Annotated in this window: 25 protein-coding genes; 10 read left to right on the top strand and 15 right to left on the bottom strand. The window is 71.8% G+C overall.

Going from position 1 to position 26,663, the window contains the following annotated elements; translation table 11 throughout:
* Positions 1-89: 89 nt before the first annotated feature.
* Positions 90-1,250: a sensor histidine kinase gene (locus tag Afe05nite_RS14545; RefSeq protein WP_203817599.1), complete on the top strand. Its 1,161-nt coding sequence runs from the start codon at positions 90-92 to the stop codon at positions 1,248-1,250.
* A 196-nt stretch (positions 1,251-1,446) separates the two neighbouring features.
* On the opposite strand, the gene Afe05nite_RS14540 is transcribed toward Afe05nite_RS14545, so the two are convergent.
* From Afe05nite_RS14540 to Afe05nite_RS14520, 5 genes are all read right to left on the bottom strand, one after another.
* Positions 1,447-2,607 (bottom strand): 4-hydroxybenzoate 3-monooxygenase, encoded by a 1,161-nt coding sequence (locus Afe05nite_RS14540; protein WP_203817598.1) that lies wholly within the window; start codon positions 2,605-2,607, stop codon positions 1,447-1,449.
* Between the two features lie 59 nt (positions 2,608-2,666).
* Entirely contained in the window at positions 2,667-3,260 is a 594-nt protein-coding gene (locus tag Afe05nite_RS14535) for a DedA family protein (RefSeq protein ID WP_203817597.1), read from the bottom strand.
* A 159-nt stretch (positions 3,261-3,419) separates the two neighbouring features.
* Positions 3,420-4,982 (bottom strand): hypothetical protein, encoded by a 1,563-nt coding sequence (locus Afe05nite_RS14530; protein WP_203817596.1) that lies wholly within the window; start codon positions 4,980-4,982, stop codon positions 3,420-3,422.
* A 1-nt stretch (position 4,983) separates the two neighbouring features.
* Positions 4,984-5,826 (bottom strand): hypothetical protein, encoded by an 843-nt coding sequence (locus Afe05nite_RS14525; RefSeq protein WP_203817595.1) that lies wholly within the window; start codon positions 5,824-5,826, stop codon positions 4,984-4,986.
* 3 nt (positions 5,827-5,829) lie between these two features.
* Positions 5,830-8,103 carry a glycosyltransferase family 2 protein gene (locus tag Afe05nite_RS14520; protein ID WP_203817594.1) on the bottom strand — a complete coding sequence of 758 codons (2,274 nt, stop codon included), beginning with the start codon at positions 8,101-8,103 and terminating at the stop codon, positions 5,830-5,832.
* Positions 8,104-8,421: 318 nt separating this feature from the next.
* Here Afe05nite_RS14520 and Afe05nite_RS14515 point away from each other — a divergent pair, with 318 nt between their 5' ends.
* The 5 genes from Afe05nite_RS14515 to Afe05nite_RS14495 all read left to right on the top strand — a co-directional run bounded on the left by Afe05nite_RS14515 (position 8,422) and on the right by Afe05nite_RS14495 (position 12,947).
* The gene (locus Afe05nite_RS14515; protein WP_203817685.1) at positions 8,422-9,651 is read left to right on the top strand and encodes a glutamate-cysteine ligase family protein; all 1,230 of its coding nucleotides are present in this window, start codon (positions 8,422-8,424) and stop codon (positions 9,649-9,651) included.
* A complete protein-coding gene (egtB, locus tag Afe05nite_RS14510; RefSeq protein ID WP_203817593.1) occupies positions 9,648-10,937 on the top strand; it encodes an ergothioneine biosynthesis protein EgtB in 1,290 nt (429 codons plus the stop codon). Before Afe05nite_RS14515 ends, egtB begins: the two co-directional genes overlap by 4 nt.
* Complete coding sequence (gene egtC, locus Afe05nite_RS14505; RefSeq protein WP_203817592.1) at positions 10,937-11,680, top strand: ergothioneine biosynthesis protein EgtC; 744 nt, start codon at positions 10,937-10,939, stop codon at positions 11,678-11,680. The genes egtB and egtC overlap by 1 nt, the downstream gene beginning before the upstream one ends.
* Positions 11,677-12,639 (top strand): L-histidine N(alpha)-methyltransferase, encoded by a 963-nt coding sequence (egtD, locus tag Afe05nite_RS14500; protein ID WP_203817591.1) that lies wholly within the window; start codon positions 11,677-11,679, stop codon positions 12,637-12,639. The genes egtC and egtD overlap by 4 nt, the downstream gene beginning before the upstream one ends.
* 116 nt (positions 12,640-12,755) lie before the next feature.
* On the top strand, positions 12,756-12,947 hold the full coding sequence (locus tag Afe05nite_RS14495; protein ID WP_203817590.1) for a hypothetical protein: 192 nt from the start codon (positions 12,756-12,758) through the stop codon (positions 12,945-12,947).
* 73 nt (positions 12,948-13,020) lie between these two features.
* Here Afe05nite_RS14495 and Afe05nite_RS14490 read toward each other — a convergent pair whose 3' ends face one another.
* Positions 13,021-13,827 carry an ABC transporter ATP-binding protein gene (locus Afe05nite_RS14490; protein WP_203817589.1) on the bottom strand — a complete coding sequence of 269 codons (807 nt, stop codon included), beginning with the start codon at positions 13,825-13,827 and terminating at the stop codon, positions 13,021-13,023.
* Complete coding sequence (locus Afe05nite_RS14485; RefSeq protein WP_203817588.1) at positions 13,824-14,501, bottom strand: FadR/GntR family transcriptional regulator; 678 nt, start codon at positions 14,499-14,501, stop codon at positions 13,824-13,826. The genes Afe05nite_RS14490 and Afe05nite_RS14485 overlap by 4 nt, the downstream gene beginning before the upstream one ends.
* Before the next feature lie 125 nt (positions 14,502-14,626).
* Between Afe05nite_RS14485 and Afe05nite_RS14480 the strand changes: the two genes are divergently transcribed.
* Positions 14,627-17,134 carry an HAD-IC family P-type ATPase gene (locus tag Afe05nite_RS14480; RefSeq protein ID WP_203817587.1) on the top strand — a complete coding sequence of 836 codons (2,508 nt, stop codon included), beginning with the start codon at positions 14,627-14,629 and terminating at the stop codon, positions 17,132-17,134.
* Positions 17,135-17,169: 35 nt separating this feature from the next.
* Here the strand turns inward: Afe05nite_RS14480 and Afe05nite_RS14475 are convergent, their stop codons facing one another.
* The gene (locus tag Afe05nite_RS14475; protein WP_203817586.1) at positions 17,170-18,105 is read right to left on the bottom strand and encodes an NAD(P)/FAD-dependent oxidoreductase; all 936 of its coding nucleotides are present in this window, start codon (positions 18,103-18,105) and stop codon (positions 17,170-17,172) included.
* 167 nt (positions 18,106-18,272) lie between these two features.
* Between Afe05nite_RS14475 and Afe05nite_RS14470 the strand changes: the two genes are divergently transcribed.
* Positions 18,273-19,025: a hypothetical protein gene (locus tag Afe05nite_RS14470; RefSeq protein ID WP_203817585.1), complete on the top strand. Its 753-nt coding sequence runs from the start codon at positions 18,273-18,275 to the stop codon at positions 19,023-19,025.
* Positions 19,026-19,058: 33 nt separating this feature from the next.
* On the opposite strand, the gene Afe05nite_RS14465 is transcribed toward Afe05nite_RS14470, so the two are convergent.
* Entirely contained in the window at positions 19,059-19,520 is a 462-nt protein-coding gene (locus Afe05nite_RS14465; RefSeq protein ID WP_203817584.1) for a YdeI/OmpD-associated family protein, read from the bottom strand.
* A 159-nt stretch (positions 19,521-19,679) separates the two neighbouring features.
* Between Afe05nite_RS14465 and Afe05nite_RS14460 the strand changes: the two genes are divergently transcribed.
* Positions 19,680-20,243, top strand: coding sequence for a DUF4190 domain-containing protein (locus Afe05nite_RS14460; protein ID WP_203817583.1), 564 nt, complete (start codon positions 19,680-19,682; stop codon positions 20,241-20,243).
* A 45-nt stretch (positions 20,244-20,288) separates the two neighbouring features.
* Here Afe05nite_RS14460 and Afe05nite_RS14455 read toward each other — a convergent pair whose 3' ends face one another.
* The 3 genes from Afe05nite_RS14455 to Afe05nite_RS14445 form a co-directional block, all read right to left on the bottom strand.
* On the bottom strand, positions 20,289-21,545 hold the full coding sequence (locus Afe05nite_RS14455; protein WP_203817582.1) for a sensor domain-containing phosphodiesterase: 1,257 nt from the start codon (positions 21,543-21,545) through the stop codon (positions 20,289-20,291).
* 75 nt (positions 21,546-21,620) lie between these two features.
* Complete coding sequence (locus Afe05nite_RS14450; RefSeq protein WP_239117815.1) at positions 21,621-22,355, bottom strand: dienelactone hydrolase family protein; 735 nt, start codon at positions 22,353-22,355, stop codon at positions 21,621-21,623.
* 55 nt (positions 22,356-22,410) lie between these two features.
* The gene (locus Afe05nite_RS14445; RefSeq protein WP_203817581.1) at positions 22,411-23,562 is read right to left on the bottom strand and encodes a hypothetical protein; all 1,152 of its coding nucleotides are present in this window, start codon (positions 23,560-23,562) and stop codon (positions 22,411-22,413) included.
* Between the two features lie 128 nt (positions 23,563-23,690).
* On the opposite strand from Afe05nite_RS14445, the gene Afe05nite_RS14440 reads away from it, so the two are divergent.
* The gene (locus Afe05nite_RS14440) at positions 23,691-24,101 is read left to right on the top strand and encodes a hypothetical protein (RefSeq protein WP_203817580.1); all 411 of its coding nucleotides are present in this window, start codon (positions 23,691-23,693) and stop codon (positions 24,099-24,101) included.
* 109 nt (positions 24,102-24,210) lie between these two features.
* On the opposite strand, the gene Afe05nite_RS14435 is transcribed toward Afe05nite_RS14440, so the two are convergent.
* The 3 genes from Afe05nite_RS14435 to Afe05nite_RS14425 are packed head-to-tail and all read right to left on the bottom strand — an operon-like array spanning position 24,211 to position 26,641.
* Complete coding sequence (locus Afe05nite_RS14435) at positions 24,211-24,729, bottom strand: GAF domain-containing protein (RefSeq protein WP_203817579.1); 519 nt, start codon at positions 24,727-24,729, stop codon at positions 24,211-24,213.
* A gap of 1 nt (position 24,730) precedes the next feature.
* Positions 24,731-25,000, bottom strand: coding sequence for a hypothetical protein (locus Afe05nite_RS14430; RefSeq protein ID WP_203817578.1), 270 nt, complete (start codon positions 24,998-25,000; stop codon positions 24,731-24,733).
* A gap of 12 nt (positions 25,001-25,012) precedes the next feature.
* Entirely contained in the window at positions 25,013-26,641 is a 1,629-nt protein-coding gene (locus tag Afe05nite_RS14425; RefSeq protein WP_307835636.1) for a methyl-accepting chemotaxis protein, read from the bottom strand.
* Positions 26,642-26,663 lie beyond the last annotated feature (22 nt).

Here is a 26,663-nt window from a genome sequence, read left to right as displayed (position 1 = left end):
CTCAAGTACGGGTCATCGCTGCCGACGGGTGACTACATCAACCCGACGGACAGGACATGACGTTGAGCTCAGCGGAAGAGCATGCCCGTTTGGCCGCGCTGTACAGCTACGGCCTGCTCGATGCGGTGCGCCCCGTGGTGCTCGACGACCTGAGCCGGCTCGCGGCGCGGATCTTCGACACGCCGATGGCCACCGTCACGCTGGTCGACGCCGACCGTCAGTGGTTCGCCGGCCACACCGGTATGGACGGCAACGAGGCTCCCCGCGCCATCTCCCTGTGCGCCTGGATGATCGACGACCCGCGGCCGCTCGTCGTCCCCGACGCCCGGCTCGACCCGCGATTCAACGACTACTCCAACGTCACCGGTGATCCGTTCATCCGGTTCTACGCGGGGGTGCCGCTGATCAGCGAGGACGGCTACATCCTCGGCAGCGTCTGCGTGCTCGACCGCCGCCCGCGCACCATCGGCGACCGCCAGCTGGCCCTCCTCGGCGACCTCGCCGGGCAGGCCGGCGGCCACCTCCAAGCCATCCGCGACAAGGCCCGGCTCAGCGCGCTCAACGTGGAGATGACCCGCCTCCTGCGCCGCGAACAGGACCTCGTGGCCACCGTCTCGCACGAGCTGCGCACCCCCGTCACCACCATGCAGGGCTACCTCGAGATGCTCGCCGAAGAGGAGGATCTCGCCCCCTACAAGCGGATGCTCGACCCGATCCGGCGCAACGGCGACCGCCTCGTGCGGATGGTCGACCACCTCCTCGCCGGCACCCGCCCCGACGACGTACCGGCGCGCGCCGACGGCCTGGTCGATCTGGCCGAGGCGGCCCGCAGCGCGGTGGGGGCCACCGAACCCCTCGCGGCCGAGCGCGGCGTGCGGGTCAGCCTCACCGGCGGGGAGAGGCCGGCGTACGTGGTGGGTGAGGCCGGGGCGCTCAGTCAAGCCCTGGAACACGTCGTCCGCAACGCCGTCGCCTTCTCCCCCGGCGGCAACCAGGTCCACGTACGGATGGCCGGCCCGCGCATCGAGGTCCACGATCAGGGTGCCGGCATACCCGCCGAGGAACTCCCTTACGTCTTCGACCGCTTCTACCGTGGCCGCCACGCCCAGGAACAGGCCGTCCCCGGCATGGGCCTCGGCCTGGCCATCGCCTGGCGCATCGTCAACGCCCACGGCGGCCGCCTGGCCCTCGACTCAGCCGGCCCCGGCCGCGGTACCCTCGCCAAGATCTACCTCCCCGCCGCCGCCTGACCCCCCGCCGCCCGGCCCGCTCTCCGCTCTCCCCGCCGGCCCGCGAATGCCCTGATGGGCGCTTTGTCACCTGGCCGCGCGACCTCACCCCCGCCAACAAGCCCGCCCCCTCCGGCGGGGCGGCGCCTGGCTGGGACCGCGCGGGCAGGCGCCGCCGGTGCGGAACAGCTGAACCGGGCGACGCCCTGGGCTCCCATCAGGTGGGGTGGGGGGTGCCGGCCATCATGTCGGCGAAGTGGGCGGCGGCGGCCGGGTTGGTGAAGAGGCGGTCGAAGCGGGCCCGGGCCAGGCGGCGGCGGAAGGGGTCGGACTGGGCGCCGGCGTCGTGGACCATCTCGGTGAACCAGCGGGAGAACTCCTGGTAGTCCCAGGTTCGGCGCAGGCACACGTCGGAATAGGCCGGCAAGCCGGACTCGTCGCCGTCGCGCAAGGCCGCGGTCAGGGCCCGGGCCAGGACGTCGGCGTCGAACAGGGCCAGGTTCATGCCCTTGGCGCCCATCGGGGTGATGATGTGGGCGGCGTCGCCGGCCAGGAACAGGTTCTGATGGGACATGGGTTCGGCGACGAAGCTGCGCATCTCCACGATCTCCCGGTCGGTGATCGGGCCGGCCGGCAGGTTCGGGTCGCCGAGGCGCAGGCGCAATTGGTCCCAGGTGTAGTCGTCCGGCCAGTCGCGGGGGTCCGCGCCGCCCGGCTCGTACTGCAGGTAGAAACGGCTCGCCTGGGGGCCGCGCGCGAACTGGGCGGCGAAGCCGTGGTGGCTGATCCCCATCAAGGCGTGCCACGGCGGGGGCGACTCGGCCAGCACGGTGTACCAACCGATGCCGTGGTCGAATTCGTAGGTGGTCAGCGAATCCGGCGGGATGCTGCGGCGGGAGATTCCGTGGAAACCGTCGCAACCGGCGATGTACGAGGCGGTGAGCTCGCCCCCGGCGTACGTGATCCGGGGTTGGGAAAGGTCTCGCAGTCGAATGTCGGAAACCCCGAAACGCAGATCGCCGCCGGCCTCGACGAAGGTGGCCAGCAGGCGGCGGACCAATAGTTGCTGGGGAACGATCACGCCGGCCCGGCCGCCGGTGTGTGCCGGGCCCGCGAAGAAGTGGGGTTCGCCCTCGTAGCGCAGCTCGAGCATCTTCTCGCGGGGCGCGTCGGCGATGATCGCGTCGGACAGGCCGGCGGCGGTGAAGATCTCGGCGCCGTAGTGGTCGAGCACGCCGGCTCGCTGGCGATCCTCCACATGAGAGCGGTCGCGAGCCTCCAGCACGATGCACGCGATTCCGTTGCGCTGCAACAGGTTCGCCAGGGTGAGGCCGGCGGGGCCGGCCCCGATGATCACGACGTCCGTGGTCTCGGGCACGACCCCAACCTATTACCTTCGGCGTACGAGCGAACGGGCCGATCGGGCCGACCGGGCCGTCAAGGAGCCGGGACCCGCTGGGCGACGCTCCGGATGCCGACGGCGACACCGGTGACGGCGAGGGCGACCCCGGCCGCCAGGACGAGGCCGAGCAGCGGACGGTCGGCGAAGAGCGCGCCGCCGAGATAACCGAGCAGCGCCGCCTGGATCGCCCAGAGGATCACCCCGAGGGCGGTGTACCAATGGAAACGCGGGCTCGGGTAGCCGACCAGGCCGGCCGCGACGGCGGTGGTCGAACGTCCGCCGGGCAGGTAGCGGGCGAACACCACGACCAGGCCGCCCCGGTCGTGCAGCAGCCGGTGGACCCAGTCGTGCACCGACCGGGCCCGGCGGTGGGTGAGTCGCGCGGCCACCGATCCGGTGCTGCGCCGGCCGATCCGGAACGACGCCGCGTCCCCCGCGTAGGCCCCCGCCGCCGCGGCCGCGATCAGCAGGCCCAGGTGCGGGCGCCCGGTGCTGGCGGCGGCCACCCCGCACGCGACGACGGTGGTCTCGCTCGGCATGAACGGCACCAGCGCGTCCAGGCCGGCGACGACGAAGACCACGGCGAGGACCCACGGGCCGGCGGCCAGGGCGTGGAGGTAGTGCGCCATGCCGTCACCATGCGGGATCAAACAGAAACCCGTGTGTACGGCGATCTAACACCCGACACCATTCGCGCGGAGGGTGTGTCAAGATAGACGAGCAACGTACGGAGGGCACCCCCGCCAGGGTGCCCTTCGTCTTTCTCAACCCGTGCCGGAAACCGCCGGTCAGCTCCGGCGGATGCGGCGCTTGATGGCGCCGGCGAACTTGCGCGGATTGCGGATCTTGGCGACCTTGTTGGTGATCTCGTGCAGCCGCATGGCCGGGGAACGGCGCAGGCCGCGCAGGTCGTCGCGGGTCTTGCGGATCTGCTGCTCGCGCGTGCGCAGGCTCTGATCACGGAAACGCAGGGTGCGCTGCAGGGCGAAGACCTTGCCGGCCAGGTCGGTGGCCCGGACCTGGGCCTCCTCGGCATCGGCCAGGATCGTACGCAGGTCGGGCTCGTCCGGGGTGGGCTCGGCGAGTTGGTCGGCGAGCTCCCGGCCGCGCTTGAGGATCTCCGGGGTGGCCTCCACCCCGGACATGCTCAGCCAGGTCGAGACCAGGTCGTCGCTCTCGGTCATCCACGCCGGCCACGGGTGTCGGCGGTGGGCGCGCAGCAGCCGGTCACCGAGCCGGTGATAGGCGGCGGCGAGCAGCTCCGCAGTGGTGGAGGTGCTCTTCACCTCGGTGAAACCGCGGACAAAACCGGCGTCCGCGGGGAAGAGGTCGTCGAGCAGGATCACGCTCTCGTCGTCGGCCCACGCGCCGAGGCGGGCGGCGAAGGCCCGGAATCCGGGTACGTCCTCGGCCGCGGCCAGGCGGAACAGCAACGTCTCGACGTTCTCGGTGTCGGGCACGCGCTTGCCGTCGCCGGACACGTTCACCGCCCATTCGGCACCGTCAAGATCGGCGAACAACCCCCCTTCCGAGTACGCCGTGTGCGTCGGCCCGCCGCTCCCCCGGATCGCCAGCCAGCCGGGCGCGACCGCCGCGAGCAGACCGGCCCGGGCGGCGGCGTCGGAGCCGTCGTCGACCGGGGCGAGCAGCGGCATGGTTCCGGCCGTGGCGCTCAGCCCATCGACGGCAAGCCGGGCACCGGGCCGGCCGGGGCGGGTGGCGGCCGCCGCGTCGACGTCGAGAAGGGTGTGCACGGCACCGGCCGCGGCATAGGCGGCGTAGAGCCGGTCGGCGCCGAGGGCGTCCCGGACCTGCGCCGGCGAGGTCGGGCGGTCGGGGTCGTCGTGCAGCGGGCGCCACTCGTCGTCGCCGTGCCGGGCGTCGACCGGGCGGCGGTCGTAGAGGCCGGTCAGCGCGAACTCGTTCGCCACCCCGACCACCGCGAGCGCCTCGGGAGCGGCGACCTTCCACAGCTCGGCGGCGCGCTGCGGCCAGTTCAGCGGATCGGAGTCGGCACCGAGCACCCGGTCCAGCCCGTCGGCGGCGACGACCACGTCGAACGGTGCCGGCTCGGCCAGGACGAGTCCGTCCAGCGCGCCGGTGATCACCGTGACGTGCTCCGCCGGCACCGCGGCGCGGATCTCCTGGGCGTCGCTCACCGAGCGGACCAGCACCGAGACGGCGGCGCTGCGGGCCGCGGCCAGTTCGATCACCTCGGTCGTGTGCGGGCCCACCACCAGCGTCCGCTCGGCCCGCGGCGGCAGCAGGTCGTCGAGGAGGGCGAGCAGGGTCGCGCCGCCGGTCGGGTTGTGGTCCGTCCACGGCTGGAGCTCGCCGCGAACGATCTGCACGTCAGTCACGCTGGTTCCAATCGAAGAGCATGCGCATCTCAGCGGGCGGCATGATGTACTTCTGGCCGAGTTCGTCGTCGGTGATGGCCCGGGCGGTGGCCATGTCGATGTCCTTGCCCAGCATGTCCGGCCAGAGCCGGGCGATGCGGGTCTGCCCGCCGAACAGCGGGTTGTCGCCCTCGAGCTCCATCGCGTCGCCGTAGACGGCCGGCTGACAACCCGCCGCGACACCGTAGAAGATGGCGGTCGCGAGCCGGTTGCTGGCCACCCGCTTGAACCGGCGGAACGCTTTGAGCTGCTTGTAAAGGAACTGCCGGTCGGTGCCCTCGTAGTTCCAGCCGCGCTCGCCGAAGCAGATCACGTCGAAGCCGGCGTCCTCGTAGACCTTGCGGACCTCGGGGCGCTTGTACTCGGTGTAGTAGAGGCTGATCGTGACCGGCTCGGTCTCGGTCTCGTTGATCTCGTCGATCAGCCGCTGGTGGTCACCGTGGATGTTGGCGCCGATGCCCGGGGCGTCCCAGCCGTGGAACAGGAACCACAGCGTGCCCTTGCGCTCCGGCTCGGGAGTCAGGCCCAGCTCGGGCTCGAGGTCCATCAGATAGAGCATCGGGGCGCCGACCACCGAGTAGTTGCGCCGGCCCAGCGAGTGGCCGCGGCGGCGGGGCGCGTCGCTCCAGACGTACCGCCAGGCGCCGTCGAAGAACTCGTGCGCCGGGTTCCAGCCGCAGCCCACGTTCCAGCCGTGCTGGAGGTAACCGGGGATGGGTGGCGGGAAGTCGTCGGGCAGACCGCAGTAACGGGCCAGGATGTGCTGCTGGCCGTAATACCAGTTGTGGTGATGCACGGATCAGTCCGTTTCCAGGTGCAAGATGCCGGAGCGGGCGAGCAGGGTGAACGTGCCGACCTTGAGGGGCAGGCTGGTCAGCAGGAACGAGTCGGACAGCACAGCGTACGGCGAGGCGTGCGGCCGGTCGGCGAACAGCGTCCACTTGTACGGGTCGTCGCCGTCACTGCCGGTCATCGTCGTCACGTCGGCCTCGGCGCTCCACCGCTCGTCGTCGAGCGTCACCGTGACGGTGGCGTCGATGCCGTCGTCGGAGTTGGGCAGGAAGCGCCGCCAGGTGACGTTGTCGTAGGACACGTTGCGCCAGCGCGGCCCGGACACGGTCACCCGGTCGCCGGCGACCTCGATGCGGTCGGCGGTGACCCGGGCCGGACTCTCCACCACGTTCAGGTATTGCCCCGGGGAACGGGTCAGGCTGATCACCCGGTCGCCGCGCGGCGTCATCAGGCCGTGGTTGATCCCGGTGACGACGATCAGCTGCTTCTCCTCGCCGTCGTGGATGCGGGGCACCAGGACCGTACGATCCAGGAAGGGGTCGTCGGGGTTGACGGTGTCGATCAGGTCGTCGAACGGGACCCGGGCCTCGAACTCGTCCATCGACTCCCGGCCGCGCTGCTTCGGGATGCGCGGCTGGGCGCCCCCGGACCGGCGTTGCAGCGGCACCTGGATGTCCCCCGCCGAGCGCGCCAGCCGCAACGTCGGGGAGGTCATCTTGGCCGGGATGCGGCCGGTCAGGATCAGGGTGTCGCCGTCGACCTCGGCCCCGGTCAGCTCGGCCGAACCGGTGCGGATCTGCAGGCTGAGCCGGCCGTTGCCGGAGCGGACCGGCTGGATCCAGCGGCCGGCGACCCACGCACCGTCGGCATACTGCAGCGGGCTCGGCTTGAGCGCGCCGCGCCGGCGCACCAGTCCGCTGCGCATCTCCACCGAGATCCAGGCCGTGGCGGCCCAGTTGGGCAGCCCGGCCAGCATCGCGCGGGGCACCCGGGTCTCGAAGCCGACGAGCGGCGCCTCGGCCTCGGTGATGGTGACCGGCAGGCGCTGCGTGCGGCGGCCGCAGACCAGGGACATGCGCACCGAGGTGCCCTCGTCGGCGGTGAGGTGGGTGATCTCGGCGGTGCCCCGGATGACCAGCTCGTCGTCGGTCCACTCGACGTCGGTGCTCAGGGCGCGCACGTCGAGCTCGTCGTTGGGCAGCCGGTAGATGGCGGCCGGCAGCTTGGAGTCCCGCAGGCCCGGGTACTGACTCTCGTACCGCCAGGGCAGCGTCGGGTGCCGCCGGGCCGGGACCAGGCCGTGCCCCTCGGCGCGGAACCGGGCCAGCCGGCGCAGCAGCTCGGTGTCGCCGGCCTCCAGCGCCTCGTACTCGAGCCGCTGCAGGGTGGCCACCTCGCGGACGATCCGCGGGTCGAACTTCGAGCTGAGCCGGCGGGCCAGGGCCAGCAGCGGCTGGAGCTCGTCGTCGTCGGCCGTGGCGAACGCCTGCACCACCGTGGCCAGGTCGATCAGGGCGAGGTGCTTCTGCACCCGGTGCCGCAGCTCGGGCGCCCGGTCGAGCAGCTTGAGGACCATCTCGGCGGAGGTCACCCGGTCGGCCAGGTTGCCGTACTGGAACTTGAGCTGGGTGATCGACTCACCGGACTCGCGCTCGCGCCAGTAGTAGACCGGAGCGGCGATGCAGTCGACGGTGATGGCATCCAGATAGGCACGCAGAGTGATGGGGTAGTCCTCGTACCGGATGGCCGGGAACTCGTACTTGAACTGGTCCCAGAACGTGCGCCGATAGACCTTGTTCCACACCATGCGGTCGGTCGCCAGCGTCGGGTGCTCATAGACGTCGGTGGGGGCCAGATCCTTGGCGAACGGCTTCTGGTGCACGAACGACTGCCGTACGCCGGAGGTGTTGTTGAACCGGCGGGCGTTACCGGCGGCGATCTGCGAGGCGGTCTCGTCCAGCGAACGGATCATCATCTCGTACGCGTGCCGGGGCACCAGGTCGTCACTGTCCACGAAGGTCAGATAGTCACCCTGGGCGTGCGTGACACCGGTGTTACGGGCCGGACCCAGGCCCTGGTTCTCCTGGGTGATCAGGCGGAAACGGGAGTCGCGGGCACAGAAGTCGCGAGCCGCCTCGACACTGTCGTCCTTCGAACCGTCGTCGACGAGGAGCACCTCGAAATCGGTGAACGTCTGCCGCCGCAGGGAGTCAAGACAATCGGCGATGTATCGCTCGACGTTGTAGAACGGGACGACGATGCTGAGCCGTGGGGTCACCACTTCGCCGGCACGCCTTCCGGCACGGAGCGGGGCGGTTGACTACGAAGAAGGCGACACAGCATGGAAACAGATCCTAGCGGGTGCGGGCCACCCCGACATTGGGCCGCCCGGGCGGTTTCGTGACCCACTGTGATCGTCTCGCGTGCCGCCCCGGTCCCGCTAGTGACACAGGTCACCTTCACCCGTAAAGGCGCTGGAAGGACCACTCACCGACGCGTGGTGCTCCCACCACGTTCCCGAGTTTGTCGTACCCCCGTCGTAGTGTCGGCCACCGAGGTAATCAAGAGACTACGTCTCGTGACGACGGGAGTCCGTCTGATGACGACGCTCGACCACGACGCCGCCGCGGCCACCGGCCGCCGGCTGCGCACCCAGGAGGAAGTGGAAGCGCACATCCGCGCCATCTGCTTCAAGACCGGCCCACCCGAACGGGTCGGCGCCGAGCTCGAATGGACCCTGCACCACGCCGCCGCACCCCAGGCCCCGCTCGACGTCGCCACCCTGCGACGGGCCCTCGGCCGGCACACCCCCGCGGTTCTCGACCCCACCCATCCCCCCGATCCGCTGCCCGCCGGTGGTCAGATAACTCTCGAACCGGGCGGGCAGATCGAGATCTCCTCGGCCCCGGCCCCCTCGCTCGCCGCGTTGCACGCGGCGGTCGACGCGGACATCGAGCACCTCACGGCGCTGCTCGACGACGCCGGGCTCGTCCTGGGCCGGCACGGCATCGACCCGTACCGTTCGCCCCGCCGCCTTCTCGACACCCCGCGTTACGCCGCCATGGAGCGCGTCTTCGACGCCCGCGGCCGGCACGGCCGCACCATGATGGGCAGCACCGCCGGGCTGCAGGCCTGCTTCGACGCCGGCCCGGCCGCCGAGCTACCCACGCGATGGCGTGCGGTGCAGGCCCTCGGCCCGCCGCTGGTGGCCCTCTTCGCCAACTCCCGCCGGCACGCCGGCCGGGACACCGGGCTCGCCTCGGCCCGGATGGCCGCCTGGTGGGGCGTGGACCCGCGGATCAGCCACCCGCCGGTCGGGCCGCCCGGCGACCCGGCGGCCGGTTGGGTGCGATACGCCCTGACCGCTCCGCTGCTGTGCGTGCGGCGCGCCGGTGACTGCTGGGACCCGCCGCCGGGCGCGACGCTCGGCGACTGGGCCGATGGGGCGCTGCCCGACCCGCTCACCGCGGCCGACGTCGACTACCACCTGAGCACCCTGTTCCCGCCGGTGCGCCCGCGCGGCTACCTCGAGGTGCGCTACCTCGACTGCCAGCCCGGCGGCGACTGGATCGTGCCGGTCGCGATCCTCGACGCGCTGTTGTCCGACCGGCACATCACCGAGGCCGCCCTCGAGCTCGCGGCCCCGGTGGCGGAACGCTGGCACATCGCGTACAGCTCGGGTCTGCGGGATCGCGCGCTGCGGCGCGCCGCCGAGGCCCTGACCCACCTGGCCGGCCGCCATCTAGACCGCAGCGGTCTGAGCGCGGCCGTCCGCAATCACGTCATCGAGACCGCCGAGCGCCGGCTCGGCGCCGAGGAGCCATCGTGACCGTCGAGACGAACCGTTTACGTGATCTGGTCGCCACCGAGCTCGGCCGGGCCCGCGACCGCACCACCCTGCTCACCGAGGCCGTCGACGAGGGCGACCTCGTCCGGCAGCACTCCCCGCTCATGTCACCCCTGGTCTGGGACCTCGCGCACGTCGGCAACCAGGAGGAGCTCTGGCTGGTCCGCGACGTCGGCGGGCGCGAGCCGGTGCGGCACGACATCGACGAGCTGTACGACGCGTTCAAGCACGCCCGCCGCGACCGCACCCGGTTGCCGCTGCTCAACCCGGATGAGGCCCGGCGTTATGTGGCGACGGTGCGCGACAAGGTGCTCGACGTGCTCGATCACGCCCCGCTGGAGGGTGCGCGGCTGGTCGAGCGGGCCTTCGCCTTCGGCATGATCGTGCAGCACGAGCAGCAGCACGACGAGACCATGCTCGCCACTCATCAGCTGCGGGCCGGTGTGCCCGTCCTGTCCGCCCCGCCGCCGCCGTCGCCCGCCACCCCGGTCGGCGGCGAGGTGTTCGTGCCCGGCGGTGACTTCGAGATGGGAACCAGCACCGAGGCGTGGGCGCTCGACAACGAGCGACCGGCGCACCGGGTCTTCGTCCCCCCGTTCCACCTCGACCGGGCGCCGGTGACGAACGGGCGATACCAGGAGTTCATCGACGCCGGGGGCTACGACGACCCGCGCTGGTGGACCCCGGCCGGCTGGTCGCACCGGCAGACCGCCGGGCTGACCCGGCCGGAGCACTGGACCCCGGACGGCCACCTGATCCGATTCGGTCGGGCGGTCCCCATCGATCCGGACGAACCGGTCGTGCACGTCTGCTGGTACGAGGCCGCCGCCTTCGCCGCGTGGGCCGGCCGGCGGCTTCCCACCGAGGCCGAATGGGAGAAGGCGGCCCGCTGGGATCCCGCCACCGGGCGCTCCCGGCGCTATCCGTGGGGCGACGACCCGCCGGCCGCCGAGCACGCCAACCTCGGGCAGCGGCACCTGCAACCGGCTCCGGTCGGCGCCTATCCCGCGGGTGCCTCGCCGCTCGGCGTGCACCAGCTGATCGGCGACGTGTGGGAGTGGGTGTCGACCGACTTCCACGGTTACCCGGGCTTCACCGCGTTCCCCTACCGCGAATACTCCGAAGTCTTCTTCGGCGCCGACTACAAGGTGCTGCGTGGCGGGTCGTTCGGCACCGACCGCTCCGCCGTCCGTGGCACGTTCCGCAACTGGGACTACCCGATCCGCCGGCAGATCTTCAGCGGGTTCCGCTGCGCCCGGGACGCGTGATGTGCCGACACCTGGCCTACCTCGGGCCGCCCGTACCGTTGGCTCGCTGGCTCTTCGATCCGCCCCATTCCCTGGTGCGCCAGTCCTGGGCGCCGCGCGACATGCGCGGCGGGGGCACGATCAACGCCGACGGATTCGGGGTCGGGTTCCACCTCGGTGAACAGGTCGTGCGCTACCGCCGGGGCACGCCGATCTGGAGTGACACCACGCTGCCCGCTCTCGCCGCCTCGGTCAGTTCCGGGGCGGTGCTGGCGGCGGTGCGCAGCGCGACCGTCGGCATGCCGGTGGTGGAGACCGCGTCGGCCCCGTTCGGTTCCGGTCCGTGGCTGTTCAGCCACAACGGGGTGGTCGCCGGTTGGCCGGCCACGGTGGCGAAACCGGCCGCCCAGCTGCCGCCGGAGGATCTGCTGACGCTGGCGGCCCCCACCGACGCCGCCCTGCTGTGGGCCCTGGTCCACGATCGGCTCCGAGCCGGCCTGCCGCCCGACGCGGCGGTGCGTCTCGTCGTGGCCGAGGTCGAGGCGGCCGCCCCCGGCTCCCGGCTCAACCTGCTGCTCACCGACGGTTCCGTGCTGGTCGCGACGACCGTCGGCCACTCCCTGTCGGTGCGTTCCGAGGCCGGGTCCGTACTCGTCGCCTCCGAGCCGCTCGACGACCACCCCGCCTGGCGCCCCGTGCCCGACCGCACGCTGCTGGTCGCCACGACTGCCGGGCTCACCACGACTCCGCTGGGAGAAGCATGACGCTGGAAGTTCACCTGGACGCCGACGACCTGGCCCGCACCCTGCGGGCGGACGTCCTGACCGGCCTGACCGCCGACCCGAAGTGGCTGCCGCCGAAGTGGTTCTACGACGCCCGGGGCAGCGAACTGTTCGAGCGGATCACCGAGCTCCCGGAGTACTACCCGACCCGTTCCGAACGTCAGATCCTCACCGACCGGGCCGACTCGATCGCCCGGCACACGCGCGCCCGCACGCTGCTGGAGCTGGGCTCCGGCTATTCCACCAAGACGCGCCTGCTGCTCGACGCGCTGACCACGGCCGGCACCCTGGAGACCTACGTCCCGATGGACGTCTCGCCGACGGCCCTGCAGGCGGCCACCGCCCGGATCAGCGTCGACTATCCGGCCCTGCGCGTGCACAACGTAGTCGGCGACCTCACCCGCCACCTCAAGCATCTGCCCGGCGGGGGTGCGCGGCTGGTCGCCTTCCTGGGCGGGACGGTCGGCAACCTGGTGCCGGCCGAGCGGGCGGCCTTCCTGTCCGACGTACGGGCGGTCCTCGAACCGGGCGAGCACCTGCTGCTCGGCACCGACCTGGTGAAGAGCCCGACCGTGGTGGTCCCGGCCTACGACGACGCCGCGGGCGTGACCGCCGACTTCAACCGCAACGTGCTGCGGGTGATGAACAACAGCCTCGGCGCCGACTTCGACCCGGAGGGTTTCGCCCACGTGGCCCTGTGGGAGCCGGAGCAGGAATGGGTGGAGATGCGCCTGCGGGCGCGCTGGCCGATGCGGGTGACGATCCCGGGGGTCGATCTGGTGGTCGACTTCAAGGCGGGCGAGGAGATCCGCACCGAGGTCTCCGCCAAGTTCCGCCGCGACGGAGTGGCCGCCGAGCTGTCCGACGCGGGCTTCACCGTCGACCATTGGTGGACCGACCGCGACGACCTGTTCGGCGTCTCCCTGGCCCGCGCCGTCTGACGCCGGTCCGAGCGGTTCCGACACGCACCGGGCCGAGCGGTTCCGGCACGCGCCGAGCCGAGCTGACCGACATACTGAGCGCCGAACCGGCCGGCCCGCGACGACGGAGAATCCCGATGGCGACCTGCAACCTCTGCCCGCCCGACAACCGCGAGGTGGCCGACGACGAGATGGCGGACCACCTGCGCACCGTCCACCCCGAGGTCGAGCCCGACGGCACCGGCCGCACCGACGACAGCACGATCGTGCGCGACGCCTCCCTCGAACCGACCGCCGGCCAGCAGTGGCGTCCACCGACCGAAAGCTGAACCGGCCGACCGAAAACCAGACCGACAGCCGAGAGCCGACCCGCCGGCCGCGAGCCAGACCGACAGCCGAGAGCTAACCCGCCGCCCGGGCGCTGGAACGGCGGGCGGCCCGCGCGCTCCAGCGGCCGGCGCGATGCTCCACCTCGATCGGATGGCGGAAGGCGGCGGTGACGTTCGCGTTGGTCAGCACCGACTCGGCGGGGCCGGCGGCGACCACCCGGCCGGCGGCGATCAGCAGGGCGTGGGTCGTACCCTCCGGAAGCTCTTCCAGATGGTGCGTCACCAGCACCGAGGCCAGCTCGGGATGAGTGCGGTGCATCAGGTCGACCGTCTCCAGCAGCTGTTCGCGGGCCGCCACGTCGAGACCGGTCGTCGGTTCGTCGAGCAGCAGCAGGTGCGGGTCACCGACGAGGGCCCGCGCGATCAGCGCCCGGCCGCGTTCGCCCTGCGACAGGGTCGGCCAGCGGTCCGCCGCCCGGGCGGTCATGCCGAGCAGGTCGATCAGCTCCCGGGCGCGGGCCAGCTCGGCGGCGGCCGGCTCCCACCGCGACGGGGTCTCGACCGTGCCGGTGATCCCGGTCAGCACGACCTCCAGCACGGTGAGCGGCGACCGCAGCGGGTGCCGCGGGTTGACGTGCCCGATCGAACGGCGCAGTGCCTGCAGTTCCACCTTGCCGAGCTGTTCGCCGAGCACGTGCACGGTCCCGCTGGTCGGATGCGTGACCGCCCCGCAGAAGCCGAGCACCGTGCTCTTGCCGGCACCGTTGGGGCCGAGCATCGCCCAATGCTCGCCGGCCCGCACCGTGTAGTCGATGCCGTGCAGGATCTGTTTCCGGTCGCGGCGGAAGGTGACCCGATCGAGTTGAAGGACGATGCTCACGGATTCTCCAGAGTGGTCTTGACCCGTTCGATGAGGCCATAGGCAGCGGCCACCGCCCGGTCGGCGTCCCGTTGCCGGAGGGCGTCGAGCAGGGCGGCGTGCGAGTCGCGCACCACCGGGTCCTCCGGAAACACCGCCGTGTCGGCGATCGACTGGTCGACGACCTCGGCCACGGCGTCGAACAGCCGGATCAGCAGCGGGTTGGCACCGGCCTTGATGACCCCACGATGGAAGGCGGCGTCGGCCGCGACATAGCCGGCGAGGTCCCGCGCGGCGTACGCCTGGGCTCGGCCGGCCAGTGCGGTCTCGAGCTCGGCCAGGTCACCCGGGGTAGCGTGGTACGCGGCGAGCCGGGCGGCGGCCGCTTCGAGGCCCGCCCGCGCGTCGAGCACGTGCGTGAGCGCCGGCAACTCGTCCCGCACCAGCACGCCGGTGATCTCGTTGGTGGCCCGCACATAGGTGCCGTCCCCGACGCGGGGCTCGAGAATCCCGGCCAGGCTCAACGCCCGTAACGCTTCCCGAACGGTGCCCCGGCTGACCCCGAGCTGGTCGGCGAGATGGTTCTCCCCCGGGATCTTCGCCCCGACCGCCCAGGCACCGCTCTCGACGAGTGCCCGGAACTGCCCCGCCACCTGGACGACAAGGGGCGCCTGCCGGACCGGTCCGCGAAGCATGACCTGCAGTGTAGATGTCCGACATCTGCAAGCACGCGCGGCTCCCTGGACCAACAGGCCACCGCAAAAGCCCCGAAAACCGGCTCAACCGGGAGGTAGCGTGAGTCCGGCGAGGGGAGAGCCGGATGGAGCAGCAGCTGTTGGCCACCGTCGCCGGTCAGGGACTGAGCAGCGAGCAGGCGGAGTACCGCCGCCGCCACGGCGACGCGAACACCGCGGTCAAAGGCGGCTCCCGCGGGTACGCCGAGATCCTGCGCACGAACGTCTTCTCCTTCTTCAACATCATCCTGTTCGTGATCGGCGCGGCCCTGCTGTCCATGGGCCGGTACAGCGACGCCCTGGTGAGCGTCGGCCTCGGCCTGATCAACGCGATGATCAGCGCGGTCCAGGAGATCCGCGCCAAACGCAAACTCGACCGTTTGCAGCTGCTCGAACGCAGCCGGGTGACCGTCGTCCGGGACGGCACCCAGACCCGGATCAACCCCGATCAGGTGGTACGCGGTGACGTGCTCCGGATAACCGCCGGCGACCAGATCGTGGTCGACGGTCCGCTGCTCGACGGCGGCCGGGTCGAGGCCGACGAGTCGCTGCTGACCGGCGAATCCGACCCGGTGGCCAAACACCCGGGCGACGACCTGCGCTCCGGCAGCCTCTGCGTGGCCGGAGCCGGTTTCCAGGTGGCCCGCGACGTGGGGGCGAAGAGCTACGCGGGCCGGCTCACCGCGGAGGCCCGGCGCTCCACCACCGACCGGACCCCCCTGCAGAAACGCGTCGAGTTCCTGGTGCGCCTCGTGATGGCCCTGACCACCCTGATGAGCGGCGCGATCCTCGGCCAGGCCGCGATCGAGGGATTCACCCTGCTGCGGGTCGTGCAGACCACCGCCGTACTCTCCGGTCTGGTGCCCTACGGCCTGTTCTTCCTGATCGCCGTCGCCTACACCGCGGGCGCCGCCCGGATCGCCCGCACCGGGGCGCTGGTGCAGCAGGTGAACGCGGTCGAATCGGTGAGCAACGTGGATGTGGTCTGCACCGACAAGACCGGCACCCTCACCACCGGGCAGCTCACCGTCGACGAGGTCCAGGCCCTCGGCCCGCTCCCCGAGGACGAGGTGCGACGGCTGCTCGGCTCGCTCGCGCGCAGTGCGGCGGCACCCAACCTGACGACCCGGGCGCTTGCGGCGGCCCTGCCGGGCACTGCCTGGCAGGTGCGTGACGAGATTTCTTTCGATTCCTCCTTGCGCTGGTCGGCGGTCATGGCCGAGGAGGGTACGTGGATTCTCGGCGCACCTGACGCCCTCGCCGTACGCCTGACCGGTCCCGTGCCGGCCGACGCCGTGGCCAGAAGCACCGAGCAGGGCTTACGCGTACTCCTGCTGGCGCGCCCGACCGAACCCGGAGCGCACCCGCGCGACGCGGCCGGACACCCCACCCTGCCGGCGCTCGAAGCCGTCGGGATGGTGGCGCTCGCCGACGAACTGAGGCCCGAGGTGGGTCCGACGATCGCGCGGCTGCGGGACGACGGCGTGGACCTGAAGGTGCTCTCCGGCGACGACCCCCGGACGGTGGCGGCGATCGCCGCGCGGGCCGGCCTGGACGCCGGCGATCCGATACCCGGGGCACTGCTCGACGCCCTCGACGACGACGAACTGGACCGGATCGTCGCCCGCACCACCGTCTTCGGCCGGGTCGCCCCCGAACACAAGGAACGCATCGTCCGGTCCCTGCGCCGCCAGAACCACTACGTCGCCATGATCGGTGACGGGGTGAACGACGCCCGCGCCCTCAAAGGCGCCCAGGTGGGCGTCGCGATGCGCAGCGGCAGCGCGGTCACCCGCGACGTCGCCGACATCGTGCTCGTCGACGACTCGTTCGCGGCGCTGCCCCCGGCCCAGCGCGAAGGCCGGCGAATCATCAACGGCATCGGGATGTCGCTCTACATCTTCCTCGCCCGGGTCGCCTCCCAGGGCCTGGTCATCCTCACCGTCACCATGCTGGGCCTGGGCTTCCCCTACTCCCCCACCCAGGTCGGCCTGACCCTGTTCACCGTGGGCGTGCCCACCTTCTTCCTGACCATGTGGGCCAAACCGACAGCCCCCGACCGGCACCTCTTCGCCGGCCTGGCCCGCTTCGTCATCCCCGCCGCCGTGATCACCGCGACCTTCGGCACCGCCCTCTACGCCGCCATCTACGAGGCCATCACCATCGGCTTCAGCTCCGGCCGCACCCCCGCCGAAGTGATAAACGAATTCGAGCGCTACACCGGCCTCGACTTCGGCAGCGACACCAACTTCACCGACGCCGCCGCCACCATCGCCGCCCAGACCGGCCTGTCGACGTTCTTCTGCCTGGCCTCGTTCGTGCTCATCCTGTTCCTGGCCCCGCCCAACAAGCTGTTCGCCGCCTGGACCGAACCCACCCCCGACAAACGCCCCACCTACCTGGTCTGCGGACTGATCGCCGCCTTCGGCACCGTCCTGTTCGTCCCGGCGCTCTACACCTACTTCGGCCTGACCGCCCCGGCCCGCACCATGTTCGCCCTGGTCCTGGTCATGCTCGTGTTCTGGTTCGCGGTACTGAGCCTGGCTTACCGCTTGCACGCCTTGGACCGCGTCCTCGGCCTGCACCACCTTTGACATCCTCTCCGCCCTGAAGGACGGAGATTCCCGCCTCAACGGGAGCGGTTGGCGACTGCCAGCCGGGTCTCCGCCAGCACCAGGTCGGCGTTTATCTGGGCGCCGGCGAGTGCGCCCGCGGCGGCGGCGGAGCCCACCTGGGCGGACAGGTCGGTCACGTTGCCGGCGGCCCAGACGCCGGGGATCTCGGTGCGGCCGGTCGCGTCGGCGGGGAGGTGTTCGCCCATGCCGGAGGGGTGGGGCAGCGGGACCAGCCCGAGACTGTGCAGGAAGCCGGCTCGGGCCACCAGGCGGGAGGCGACCGCGATCACGCGGCGGGGGATCAGGGAACCGGACTTCAACCGTACGCCGGCAATGGCGTCGTCCTTGATCTGGATCTCCGCCACCTCGCCGGTGACCAGGGTGATGTCCCGGGCGGCCAGCTGTTCGGCCTGGTCGTCGGGGAGGTCGGGCTGGTCGTGCTGGAAGAACATGAGGTCGTCGCTGAGCTGGCGGAACAGCAGGGCGTGGTGCATCGAGGCGGGGCCGGTGGCCAGGATGCCGATGGGCTGGTCACGGACCTCCCAGCCGTGGCAGTACGGGCAGTGCACGAGGTCGCGGCCCCACCGCTCGCGCAGGCCGGGCAGGTCGGGCAGTTCGTCGACCAGGCCGGTGGTGACGAGCAGGCGCCTCGCCCGTACGGTCCGGCCGCCGGCCGTGGTGACCGCGAAGCCGTCCCCGTCGCGCCGGGCCTCGGTCACCTCGTCGCTGATGATCTCGCCGCCGTAACCGCGCACCTCGTCCTGGCCGCGCGCGATCAGTTCGAGCGGTGGCATGCCTTCGCGGGCGAGCAGGCCGTGGACCCCGTCGGCGGGGGCGTTGCGCGGCTGACCGGCGTCGATCACCAGCACGTCGCGCCGGGAACGGGCGAGCATGAGGGCGCCGTTGAGTCCGGCCGCGCCGCCGCCGATTACCACTACGTCTTTGTTCATGGCTTGAAGATGACGCGATCCTGCACGAGACGCAAGGAACCTTGCCGAAACGGCAAATCGGAGACTTCGCGATCGAGAGATCCGCCGGCGGTGGCGACGATGAGAACGATCACCCTTCGCACGCACGGGGGAGCCGAGCGTTGCCGTCCGTCGATAGTCTGGGCCGCATGCTCTGCCCACTGTGCGGTCACGGCAACGATCCGTCAGCGAGCCACTGTGTCCGCTGCAACGCGATGCTCACCACCACCGCTCCCCCGACGCAGAGCTACCACGCCCCGCCGCCGCGCGACCGGGGCGGCAACCGGATGCTGCTGGTCCTTCTCGCGCTGGGCACGGTCGCGCTGCTGAGCTTGAGCGCGGTCGTGGTCTACCTGGTGCGGGGTCGCCCCGAGAAACCGGCCGCCGCCCCCACGACCCTCGCGGTGACGACCCCGCCGACCACCGCCTCCCCGGCGCCGAGCAAAGCCACGGCGCCCCGCGACCAGGCCGCCGTGATCGATTCGTTGCTCGACCGAAGTGTCGCCAGCCGGGCCAAGCTCAACGCGGCGATCGAAAAGGTGCGGGGGTGCGCCGGCGCGTCCGCGGCGCTCGCCGACATGCGTACGGTCGGCGACGAGCGCACCAAGCAGATCGCCGACGTCGAGGCGGCCAACCTGTCCGGGGTCGACAACGGCACCGCGGTCAAGTCCACGCTGAAGTCGGCGCTCGGCTTCGCACTCGCCGCCGACCAGCACTTCGTCTCGTGGGCCGAGCCGGCCGCAACCGGCAACTGCGCCGACTCGCCCGCCCGCGGGACGGCCTGGGAGCGGGGGCAGTCGGCGTCCAAACAGGCCCAGGCGGCCAAGAAGCAGTTCGTCGCGGTGTGGAACCCGGTGGCCGAACAGTTCGGCTTCGACCGGCGGACCACCGACAAGTTCTAGGCCGGCCGGGGCCGGGGCCCGCCGCTCCGGTTCTCAGCGATGCTCGCCGGCCTTGAGCATCTCGACCGTCCGCACGACCCGCTCGGCCCGCGTCGCCTCGCGCTTCGCCTCGGTGATCCAGCGGACGAACTCCTTGCGATGCGAGTACGCCAATGCCTCGTACGCGATGTTCGCCGCGTGATCGGCCGCCAGCGCCGCGGCCAGCTCGGCCGGGACCTCGACCGCGCGGGGTGCCTCGTCGGCCGAGATCGTGACCTCGTAGCTCGCGCCGAGATCGACCCCGGCCTTGGCCCGCGCCGCCTTCGCCAGGCCGATGAGATTCTCGCCGCCCATCTTGGACAGCCGCAGCGGCAGCGTCACGCCGTTGACCGTGACCTGCACCGGGAACGTCTTGCGGCCGCCACCCACGGCCGCGACCTGCTCGTCGGAGAGCACGAAGGCACCGGCCGGACCCTTCGGCTCGAGGGTCAGTGTCAGGGTCAGATCGTCAGTCATGCCATCACGGTAAGTGGCCCGGCGATCATCGAGTGGATCTTCATCCGGACGGAACGGACAACCCCAATAACGATTCAGTTGCGGGACAGCGTGAAGTCCGTCGAAGCAGTACCGTCTCGTGTCCGAACCTGAGAGAAACCTGAGATTGGATTTCATACAGTGTCGCTCGACGCTCAGCTCCCCCCGCCCAGCCAGCCCGACTACCAGAACCCGCCGCCGGTGGCGCCCGCGCAGAAGACCAGCGGCCTGGCCATCGCGGGCTTCATCTTCGCCTTCGTCTTCTCGCCGATCGGCTTCGTGCTGAGCCTGATCGCGCTCTTCAAGACCGGCGCGGGCAAGGCGGCGGGCCGTGGCCTCGCGATCGCCGGCCTCATCATCTCGGTCCTCGGCACGATCGTGATCGGCCTGCTCCTCGCGGGTGTCTTCGCGGTGGCCAACTCGAAGGTCCTCGACGCCGGCTGCACCGACGGCAAGGACGCGATCTACAAGAGCTCCACCACCGTCGACGAGGCATCGGTCCAGGCGACCATCGACGGCCTCAACGCCGCCGCCGCCAAGACCAAGCACGACGACGTCAAGGCGGCCAACCTCGCCCTGGCCGAGGACTACAAGGCGCTGCTCAAGGGCATGAAGACCGGCGACGCCCCGGCCGACCTGCAGAACAAGCTCACCAAGGACGCCGAGGCGTTCGACAAGCTCTGCACGATCGACACCGGCAACTGACGCACGGCACCGCGAGGACGGGACGGCCACGGCCGTCCGTCCTCGCTATCCGGTGTGCGCGAGCAGCAAGGGCACGGCCGCGACCGGAGCCAGCCACGGCAACAGCGCGCGGGCTGCCGCCACCACCAGGGCCCGGTCGTGGGTTAGGGCGAAATCGAAGCGTCGCTGCTGATCGGGACCCTCGTCGCCGACGTCCCGGGCGACCAGGGCGGCCGCGCGGTGCGGGCCCACGACTATCACGTTCCACTCGCCGCGCAGCGGGTCATCGGCGCCGAAAGTGGTGCCGTGCACGCCCGGCGCGGGCTCGTTGCCCAAGCCGGTGCCGAGCGCGGCGACCAGCGGGCTGTTACTCGCGATCCGGATGTAGCGCCGGGAGGTGGCCGGGGTGAAGTGGCGTCCCTCCTGGAAGCACGAGAGAAGCACCGGCGGCTCACTGCCGTCCCCGGCCAGGGCTTCCAGGTGACGGCTCATCGCCATCAAACTGTCCTTGGTCGTACGGGTGACCGGCCGCCGGCGAGCCACGATCTCGAAGGGCGTGCCGGTGCTCAGCGCCGGCGGCTCGATGAACGGCAGTCGCGCCGTCGCGGCGACCGGGGCGGGCAACGGTCCGGGCCGGCCGAAGTGCCAGCCCTGCCCGATCGTCGCGCCCATCGTCCGGGCCGTCAACGCGTGCCGGGCGGTCTCGATGCCCTCGGCCAGGATCACCGCGCCGCTGCCCTCCGCGTACGCCCCGACCGCCGCCACCACCCGGGCCGTGTGCGGCTCGTCCGGCTCACGCAGCAGCTGCATGTCGAGTTTGATCACGTCGGGGTGGATGAACGGCATCAGGGCCAGCGAGCCCGGGTCGGCGCCGACGTCGTCGAGGGCCACCCCCCAGCCGCGGGAGCGCAGCGCCGTGGTCGCGGCCAGCAGGCCGGCCGGGTCCTGCGCGATGGACCGCTCGGTCACCTCGGTGACGATCCGCAGGCGGGTGCGGGCCGCCTCGATGATGTCGGCCAGGTCGTCCGGGCAGGGGACCCGGGAGGCCATCGGCTCCATGTTCACGAACCAGGTGAGGTCCGGGTCGGGATCGGCGGCCAGGATCGTCCGGAACGCGACCGCCCGGCACACCCAGTCGAGCTCGGTCTCCCGCCCGACCGCACGGGCCGCGGCGAACAGCGCGTCCGGGGTGTGCCACGGCGTCCCCTCGGGCCCACGGGTGAGCGCCTCGTAGCCGATGAGATCACCGGTCGCCAGATCGACGAGCGGCTGGAAGACCGTGGTCACCGCGCGCCGGTCGATCAGTTCGTGGATGTCGTGCACCTGCTCAGTATCGGCACCGGGGTGACCGGCCTGAGCATTGCCACCCGGCCCGGCGCTCAACCCGCGCCCGCCGGGTCAGCGGCCACGGAGGAAGGACGTCGCTGACGCGTACGCGAGATCGCTGAGCGTCGGATCGTGCCGGACCCCGATGTCGCGCATGAAGGCGTGCTCGCCGCCCTGGTAGAGGTGCAGCTCGGTGTCGTCGAGGCCGGCCGCGTAGAGACCGGCGACGACCTGGAGGCGGGCGTCGGCCGGCACGTGCGGGTCCTGCGAGCCGAACACGATCATCAGCCGACCGTGGATGTCGGCGGCCCGGGCCAGCGAGCCCGCGTCGTCGTCGGCGCCGAGCGCGCCGTTCTGCAAGCCGGTCGGATAGAAGCAGACGGTGGCCGCCACCCGCGGGTCGAACGCGGCCCGGAACGCGAGGTGTCCGCCGATGCAGAAACCGGCCGCGAACAGCTCGGTCACCTGGGGGTGGGCCGCCATGTGGTCGAGGACCGCGACCCGGTCGGAGTCGAACTGGGCCACCGTCGTCGACTTGGCGCCCTCCATGCCGAGCTGCTTGCCGGCGTCGTCGAAGTCCAGCGCCACCCCGGCGAGCGGCCCGCGCGGATAGATCTCCGGCACCACGACCGTGAAGCCCTCGGCCGCGAGCCGACGCGCGGACCGCAGCGACGACTCGGTGAGCTGGAAGATGTCGGTGTAGAGCAGCAGACCGGGCCACGCACCGTCGCCGACCGGCCGGATCACCGCCGTGCGGATCTCGCAGTCCGGCGCCGGCACCATGACGATCTCTTCGCTGAGCTTCACCTCGAGCACCTTACCCACGCAAAACGCGCAGCCCGCCCGAGCCTCCCGCGTGTCGTCAGCCCACGCCCGAATTGCCGGACGCCGGCCCGTCCGGCACAGCCCCATCCGGCGCAGCCCCATCCAGTGCCGGCCCGTCCGGCGCGGCTCCATCCGGCTGCGAGTCTTCCGGCAACGGCAACGGCAACGGCAACGGCGACGGCGACGGCGACGGCGACGGCGACGGCGACTCGGGCTCAGCGGCGGCTGGATCCGGCGGCGGGGCAGGCGGGAACGGCGTCGCTGAGGGCGCGGTCGGCTCGGCGGGGAACGGTGGCACGAGTGGCGGTAAGTCCGGCTGGGCCGGATAGAACCCGTGACCGGGCGGACAGGGGCCCGCGAACACCCCGGGAGCAACGCCGTAACCCGGCGCGGGAGGAACGCCGTAACCGGGCGTCGGAGGGGCGCCGTGACCAGGCCCGTAGCCGGGCATGGGCGGGAAACCGTCGGCCGGGGCGGGATAGAAGCCGTAGGCCGGGCCGGGGTAGGCCACCGGGAAGCCGGAGCCGTAGCCGTACGCCATCGGGTAGCCGGGCGCCGGGAAGCCGGGCGGATGCCGGTCGGGGCGGAAGAAGCGCCGCGACGGCCCGACGAACAGCAGGATCCCGGCCGCGAGGCCGAGCATCACGGCAAGCACGCCGGCGAGGCCGCCGAGCGCGCTGACGACCTGGGCGAAGCCGTTGTCCAGCTGGTCGAGTTCGTCGTAGAACGGCGAGGACTCGTAGTCGAACTCGCCGAAGTCGTCATCGAAACCGGCGTCGTCGTCGAAACCGGAGCCGTCGTCGGCCGAGAAGGCCAGGCCCGCCAGACCCAGGATGGACCCGAAGCCGCAGCAGTAGACGATACCGACCACCAGGGGCGCGGCCAGCCCGATCGCCGACAGGACCCGGGCCGTGTTGCTGCCGCGGCGCAGGCCGAGGGCGGTGCCGCCGAGCCAGCCGGCGAGCAGCAGCGACGGGATGACGACGATCAGGGTGGTGACCAGGTTGCCGACGCGCTCACCGGTGACGTCGCCCGGGTCGGCGTCGGTGGCCGCGGCGGCATCGCTGATCAGGCCGTTGTAGCTGAGCGCCCCGGCGGCGAACAGCACGGCGACGGCGAACAGAGTCCCGGCCGCGCCCAGTTGAAGCCCGAAGGCGATGGTGACCTGTTTCGGCCGAGCCTGATGCACGGCCCGCACCCTACGGTCGCGGGCCGCGGGCGGGGAGAGCCGGACGGCCATAACTGATCACCGCGGTCCCCTCAGGTCGCCCCCGCCGGCGGCCGAAAGGACCGGCCCGGCAAGGAAAGGAGGGTGGTATGCGCGGCATCGGCACGTTCACCGCGGTCCTCGTCATCGAGGTGACCGGCGACGGCGACGAGGATCTCCTGCGGGCCGCCTTCGCCGAGGTGCTCCGCACCCGCGTACCCGGCCTCGGAAATCTGCCGGTCCACCTCGGCAGCCTCACCGTGAGCGGGCTGCTTTCGCCGTCTGTCGCGTACGACGTGGCCGGCGCCGTCGCCGCCGAGGCCGGCCCGATGGTGGTGGCCGGCCGCCTGACCGGCATGACGGCAAGCATCGGCGTGGCCGTGTCGTCGTCGCTGCCCCGGCCCGAGCTGGAGCGCCGGGCCACCGTCGCCATGCACGAGGCGAAGCGGTACGCCCCGCAGACGAGCTGGGCGATCTGGCGCGAGTCCTTCGACCACCACGAACTCGCCGGCGCCGCCTAGCTCGGCGCCGGGCGGCTCACCGGCTTCTCAGCAGATGCGTCGATCCTCGGCGCGCGGCCGGCCCGAGGTCATACCGCCGTGTTGCTGGTCCCCGCAGGGACCGGCAGGCTCACCGGCGGTGGGCGGCGAGGATCTCGATGGCCTCGTCGGCGCCGGCGGACAGGACGGCCACCTCGGCGTCGGTGAAGGTGCGAGGGTGGACGTCCAGGACGCAGTGCGAGCCGAGCACCTGTCCGCTGTCGTCGATCAGCGGCACCCCGGCGTAACTCGCCAGGCCGGTCAGTTCCAGCATCGGGTTGTCGGCGCAGGCGGGCTCGGTGCGGCTGTCGCCGACGCGGTAGGGCTTGCCGTCCAGGACGGTCCGGGCGCACAGCGACCACTCGGCCGGAATGCCCTGGGACTGGGCCACCCAGCCGCCGACGCCGTGGCCGCCCAGGATGAACTGGGCGCTGTCCAGCACCACCGAGACCAGCGCGACCGGTGCCTCGAGCCCGGTGGCGGCCCGGGTGGCCAGGGCGTCGAGCCGGGCCCGCAGGGCCGGGTGGAACAGGTCGTAGCCGGCGAGCCGCCGGATGCGGTCAGGCCGGCCGAGCCGGTCGAACAGGTCGCGTTCGGTCTTGGTCGACATGTCAGCTCCTGGTCATGCTGTGCGCGGCGGCGAGGCAGGTGTACGACGTGAGCCGGATCCGCAGCGCCTGGGCGCACAGCTGGGTGACCTCGTCGGCCCGGTCCAGCACGGGCAGCAGGCGGTCGAGGGCGTCGGGTTCCTGGCCGGTCACGCCCGCGCCGGCGAGCAGGGCCGCCCAGATCCGCGGTCCGTCGGCGCCGTGCACGCGGTGCAGCGCGTCGTGGGCGTCGGCGACAGTGGGCGGGTGCAGCCCGTACGGGGCGTCGGACATCCGGTTCTCCGATCAGTGGCGGAACGTGCCGACCAGGGAGCTCAGGTCGCTGGCCAGCCGGGTGAGGTCGGCGGCGGCCTGCTGGGTGGCCTGGGCGCCGTCCGCGGTGGCGGCCGCGACCTCGGCGACCCCGGAGACCGTACGGGCCACGTTGCCGCTGTTGGTGGCGGCGTCGGCGACCGCCCGGCTCATCTCGCCGGTGGTGGCGGTCTGCTCCTCCACGGCCGACGCGATGGTCGTGGTGTAGTCGCCGATCTGCTGGATCACCTGGGTGATCTCGTTGATGGCGACGGCGGCGGAACCGCTCGAGGCCTGGATCGCGCCGATCCGGGCGGTGATCTCCTCGGTCGCCTTCGCGGTCTGCTGCGCCAGTTCCTTGACCTCGCCGGCGACCACCGCGAAGCCCTTGCCCAGCTCGCCCGCCCGGGCCGCCTCGATGGTGGCGTTGAGCGCGAGCAGGTTCGTCTGCTCGGCGATGCTGGTGATCAGCCGGACCACGTCGCCGATCTCGGCGCTGGCCGTGCCGAGTTCGGCGACCTGCCCGTTGGTGCGTTCGGCCACCGCCTGGGCCCGGATGGCGACCTCGGCCGCCTGGGCGGCGTTGGTGGCGATCTCGCTGATCGAGGCGCTCATCTGCTCCGCCCCGGCGGCGATCGACTGCACGCCGGTGTTGACCTCCTGGGTCGCGGCGGTGGCATAGGTGGCCTTCTGCGCCGCCTCGCCCGCCCCGGCCCGCAGCTGGGAGCTGACCGCGGACAGTTCCTCGGAGGCGCCGGCGAGGGTGACCGCGGACCCGCCGATGGTGGTGACGGTGTCGCGGATCTTGCGCACCGCCGTGTCCAGGGCCCGCGCCATCGTGCCCGGTTCGTCCCGGGAGACGACGCCGGCGCTGCGGGTCAGATCGCCGTCGGCGAGCCCCACGCACACGTCGGTGACCCGGTTGAGCGAGCGGACGATGCCCCGGGCCACCATGGCCCCGAGCGTCAGGGCGATCAGCAGGCCGGCCACCAGTACGACGAGGGCGACGGTGCGGCCGGTCTCGTAGTTGGTCTTGGCGGCGGCCGCCGACCGGGCCGCGTCCACCCGCTCCGTCGTGCTCAGCGTGTCGAGGTTCTCGTTGTACTTCGCGGCCAGTGGCGTGACCTCGTCGTCGCGGACCTTCTGCCAAGCGATGTAGTCCTTCGCCCGGCCGAGCGGGATCAGCTTGGTCCGGGCGATCTGGACGTACTCGTTCCACTGCGCCGTCAGCTGGGCCAGAACCGCCGGATCGCCGGTGGGCTGGCTGTCCCGGTAGGCGGCGAACGCCGCGTCCACGGCCTCGACGTCCTTGTCGAATTTCGCCTCGTACTTGGCCTTGGCCGCGCTGTTCTGGGCGATGGCGTGGCTGGCCGTGTCCAGCCGGCTCTGGGTGATGGCCGCGTCGAGCTCGGCGATCGCCCCGACGCTTGCCAGGTTGCTGTGGTAGATCTGCTGCGCCGATCGGCTGGCCTGACCGAGCGCGGTGAGACCCACGATCCCGGTCAGGAGTGCCACGGCCGACGCGACAAGCACAGCCGCGAGAATCTTCACCCGCACGCTCAGATCGCTCCACGACGGCCGCCCCCGATTGGGCGCCACCGTGGTCATGGTGATCGCTGTCACGATGCCCTCCTGCGGGCAGCCC

It is taken from the genome of Paractinoplanes ferrugineus, assembly GCF_016862195.1.
Lineage (GTDB): Bacteria > Actinomycetota > Actinomycetes > Mycobacteriales > Micromonosporaceae > Actinoplanes > Actinoplanes ferrugineus.
This window is presented reverse-complemented; position numbering and strand designations above follow the sequence as displayed.

Bases quoted from the DNA above. Each gene is read 5' to 3' on its own strand.
- Afe05nite_RS14535 (WP_203817597.1), bottom strand. From the start codon at position 3,260: ATGGCGCACTACCTCCACGCCCTGGCCGCCGGCCCGTGGGTCCTCGCC.
- Afe05nite_RS14515 (WP_203817685.1), top strand. From the start codon at position 8,422: ATGACGACGCTCGACCACGACGCCGCCGCGGCCACCGGCCGCCGGCTG.
- egtC (WP_203817592.1), top strand. From the start codon at position 10,937: ATGTGCCGACACCTGGCCTACCTCGGGCCGCCCGTACCGTTGGCTCGC.
- egtD (WP_203817591.1), top strand. From the start codon at position 11,677: ATGACGCTGGAAGTTCACCTGGACGCCGACGACCTGGCCCGCACCCTG.
- Afe05nite_RS14495 (WP_203817590.1), top strand. From the start codon at position 12,756: ATGGCGACCTGCAACCTCTGCCCGCCCGACAACCGCGAGGTGGCCGAC.
- Afe05nite_RS14485 (WP_203817588.1), bottom strand. From the start codon at position 14,501: ATGCTTCGCGGACCGGTCCGGCAGGCGCCCCTTGTCGTCCAGGTGGCG.
- Afe05nite_RS14480 (WP_203817587.1), top strand. From the start codon at position 14,627: ATGGAGCAGCAGCTGTTGGCCACCGTCGCCGGTCAGGGACTGAGCAGC.
- Afe05nite_RS14475 (WP_203817586.1), bottom strand. From the start codon at position 18,105: ATGAACAAAGACGTAGTGGTAATCGGCGGCGGCGCGGCCGGACTCAAC.
- Afe05nite_RS14470 (WP_203817585.1), top strand. From the start codon at position 18,273: ATGCTCTGCCCACTGTGCGGTCACGGCAACGATCCGTCAGCGAGCCAC.
- Afe05nite_RS14465 (WP_203817584.1), bottom strand. From the start codon at position 19,520: ATGACTGACGATCTGACCCTGACACTGACCCTCGAGCCGAAGGGTCCG.
- Afe05nite_RS14440 (WP_203817580.1), top strand. From the start codon at position 23,691: ATGCGCGGCATCGGCACGTTCACCGCGGTCCTCGTCATCGAGGTGACC.
- Afe05nite_RS14435 (WP_203817579.1), bottom strand. From the start codon at position 24,729: ATGTCGACCAAGACCGAACGCGACCTGTTCGACCGGCTCGGCCGGCCT.
- Afe05nite_RS14430 (WP_203817578.1), bottom strand. From the start codon at position 25,000: ATGTCCGACGCCCCGTACGGGCTGCACCCGCCCACTGTCGCCGACGCC.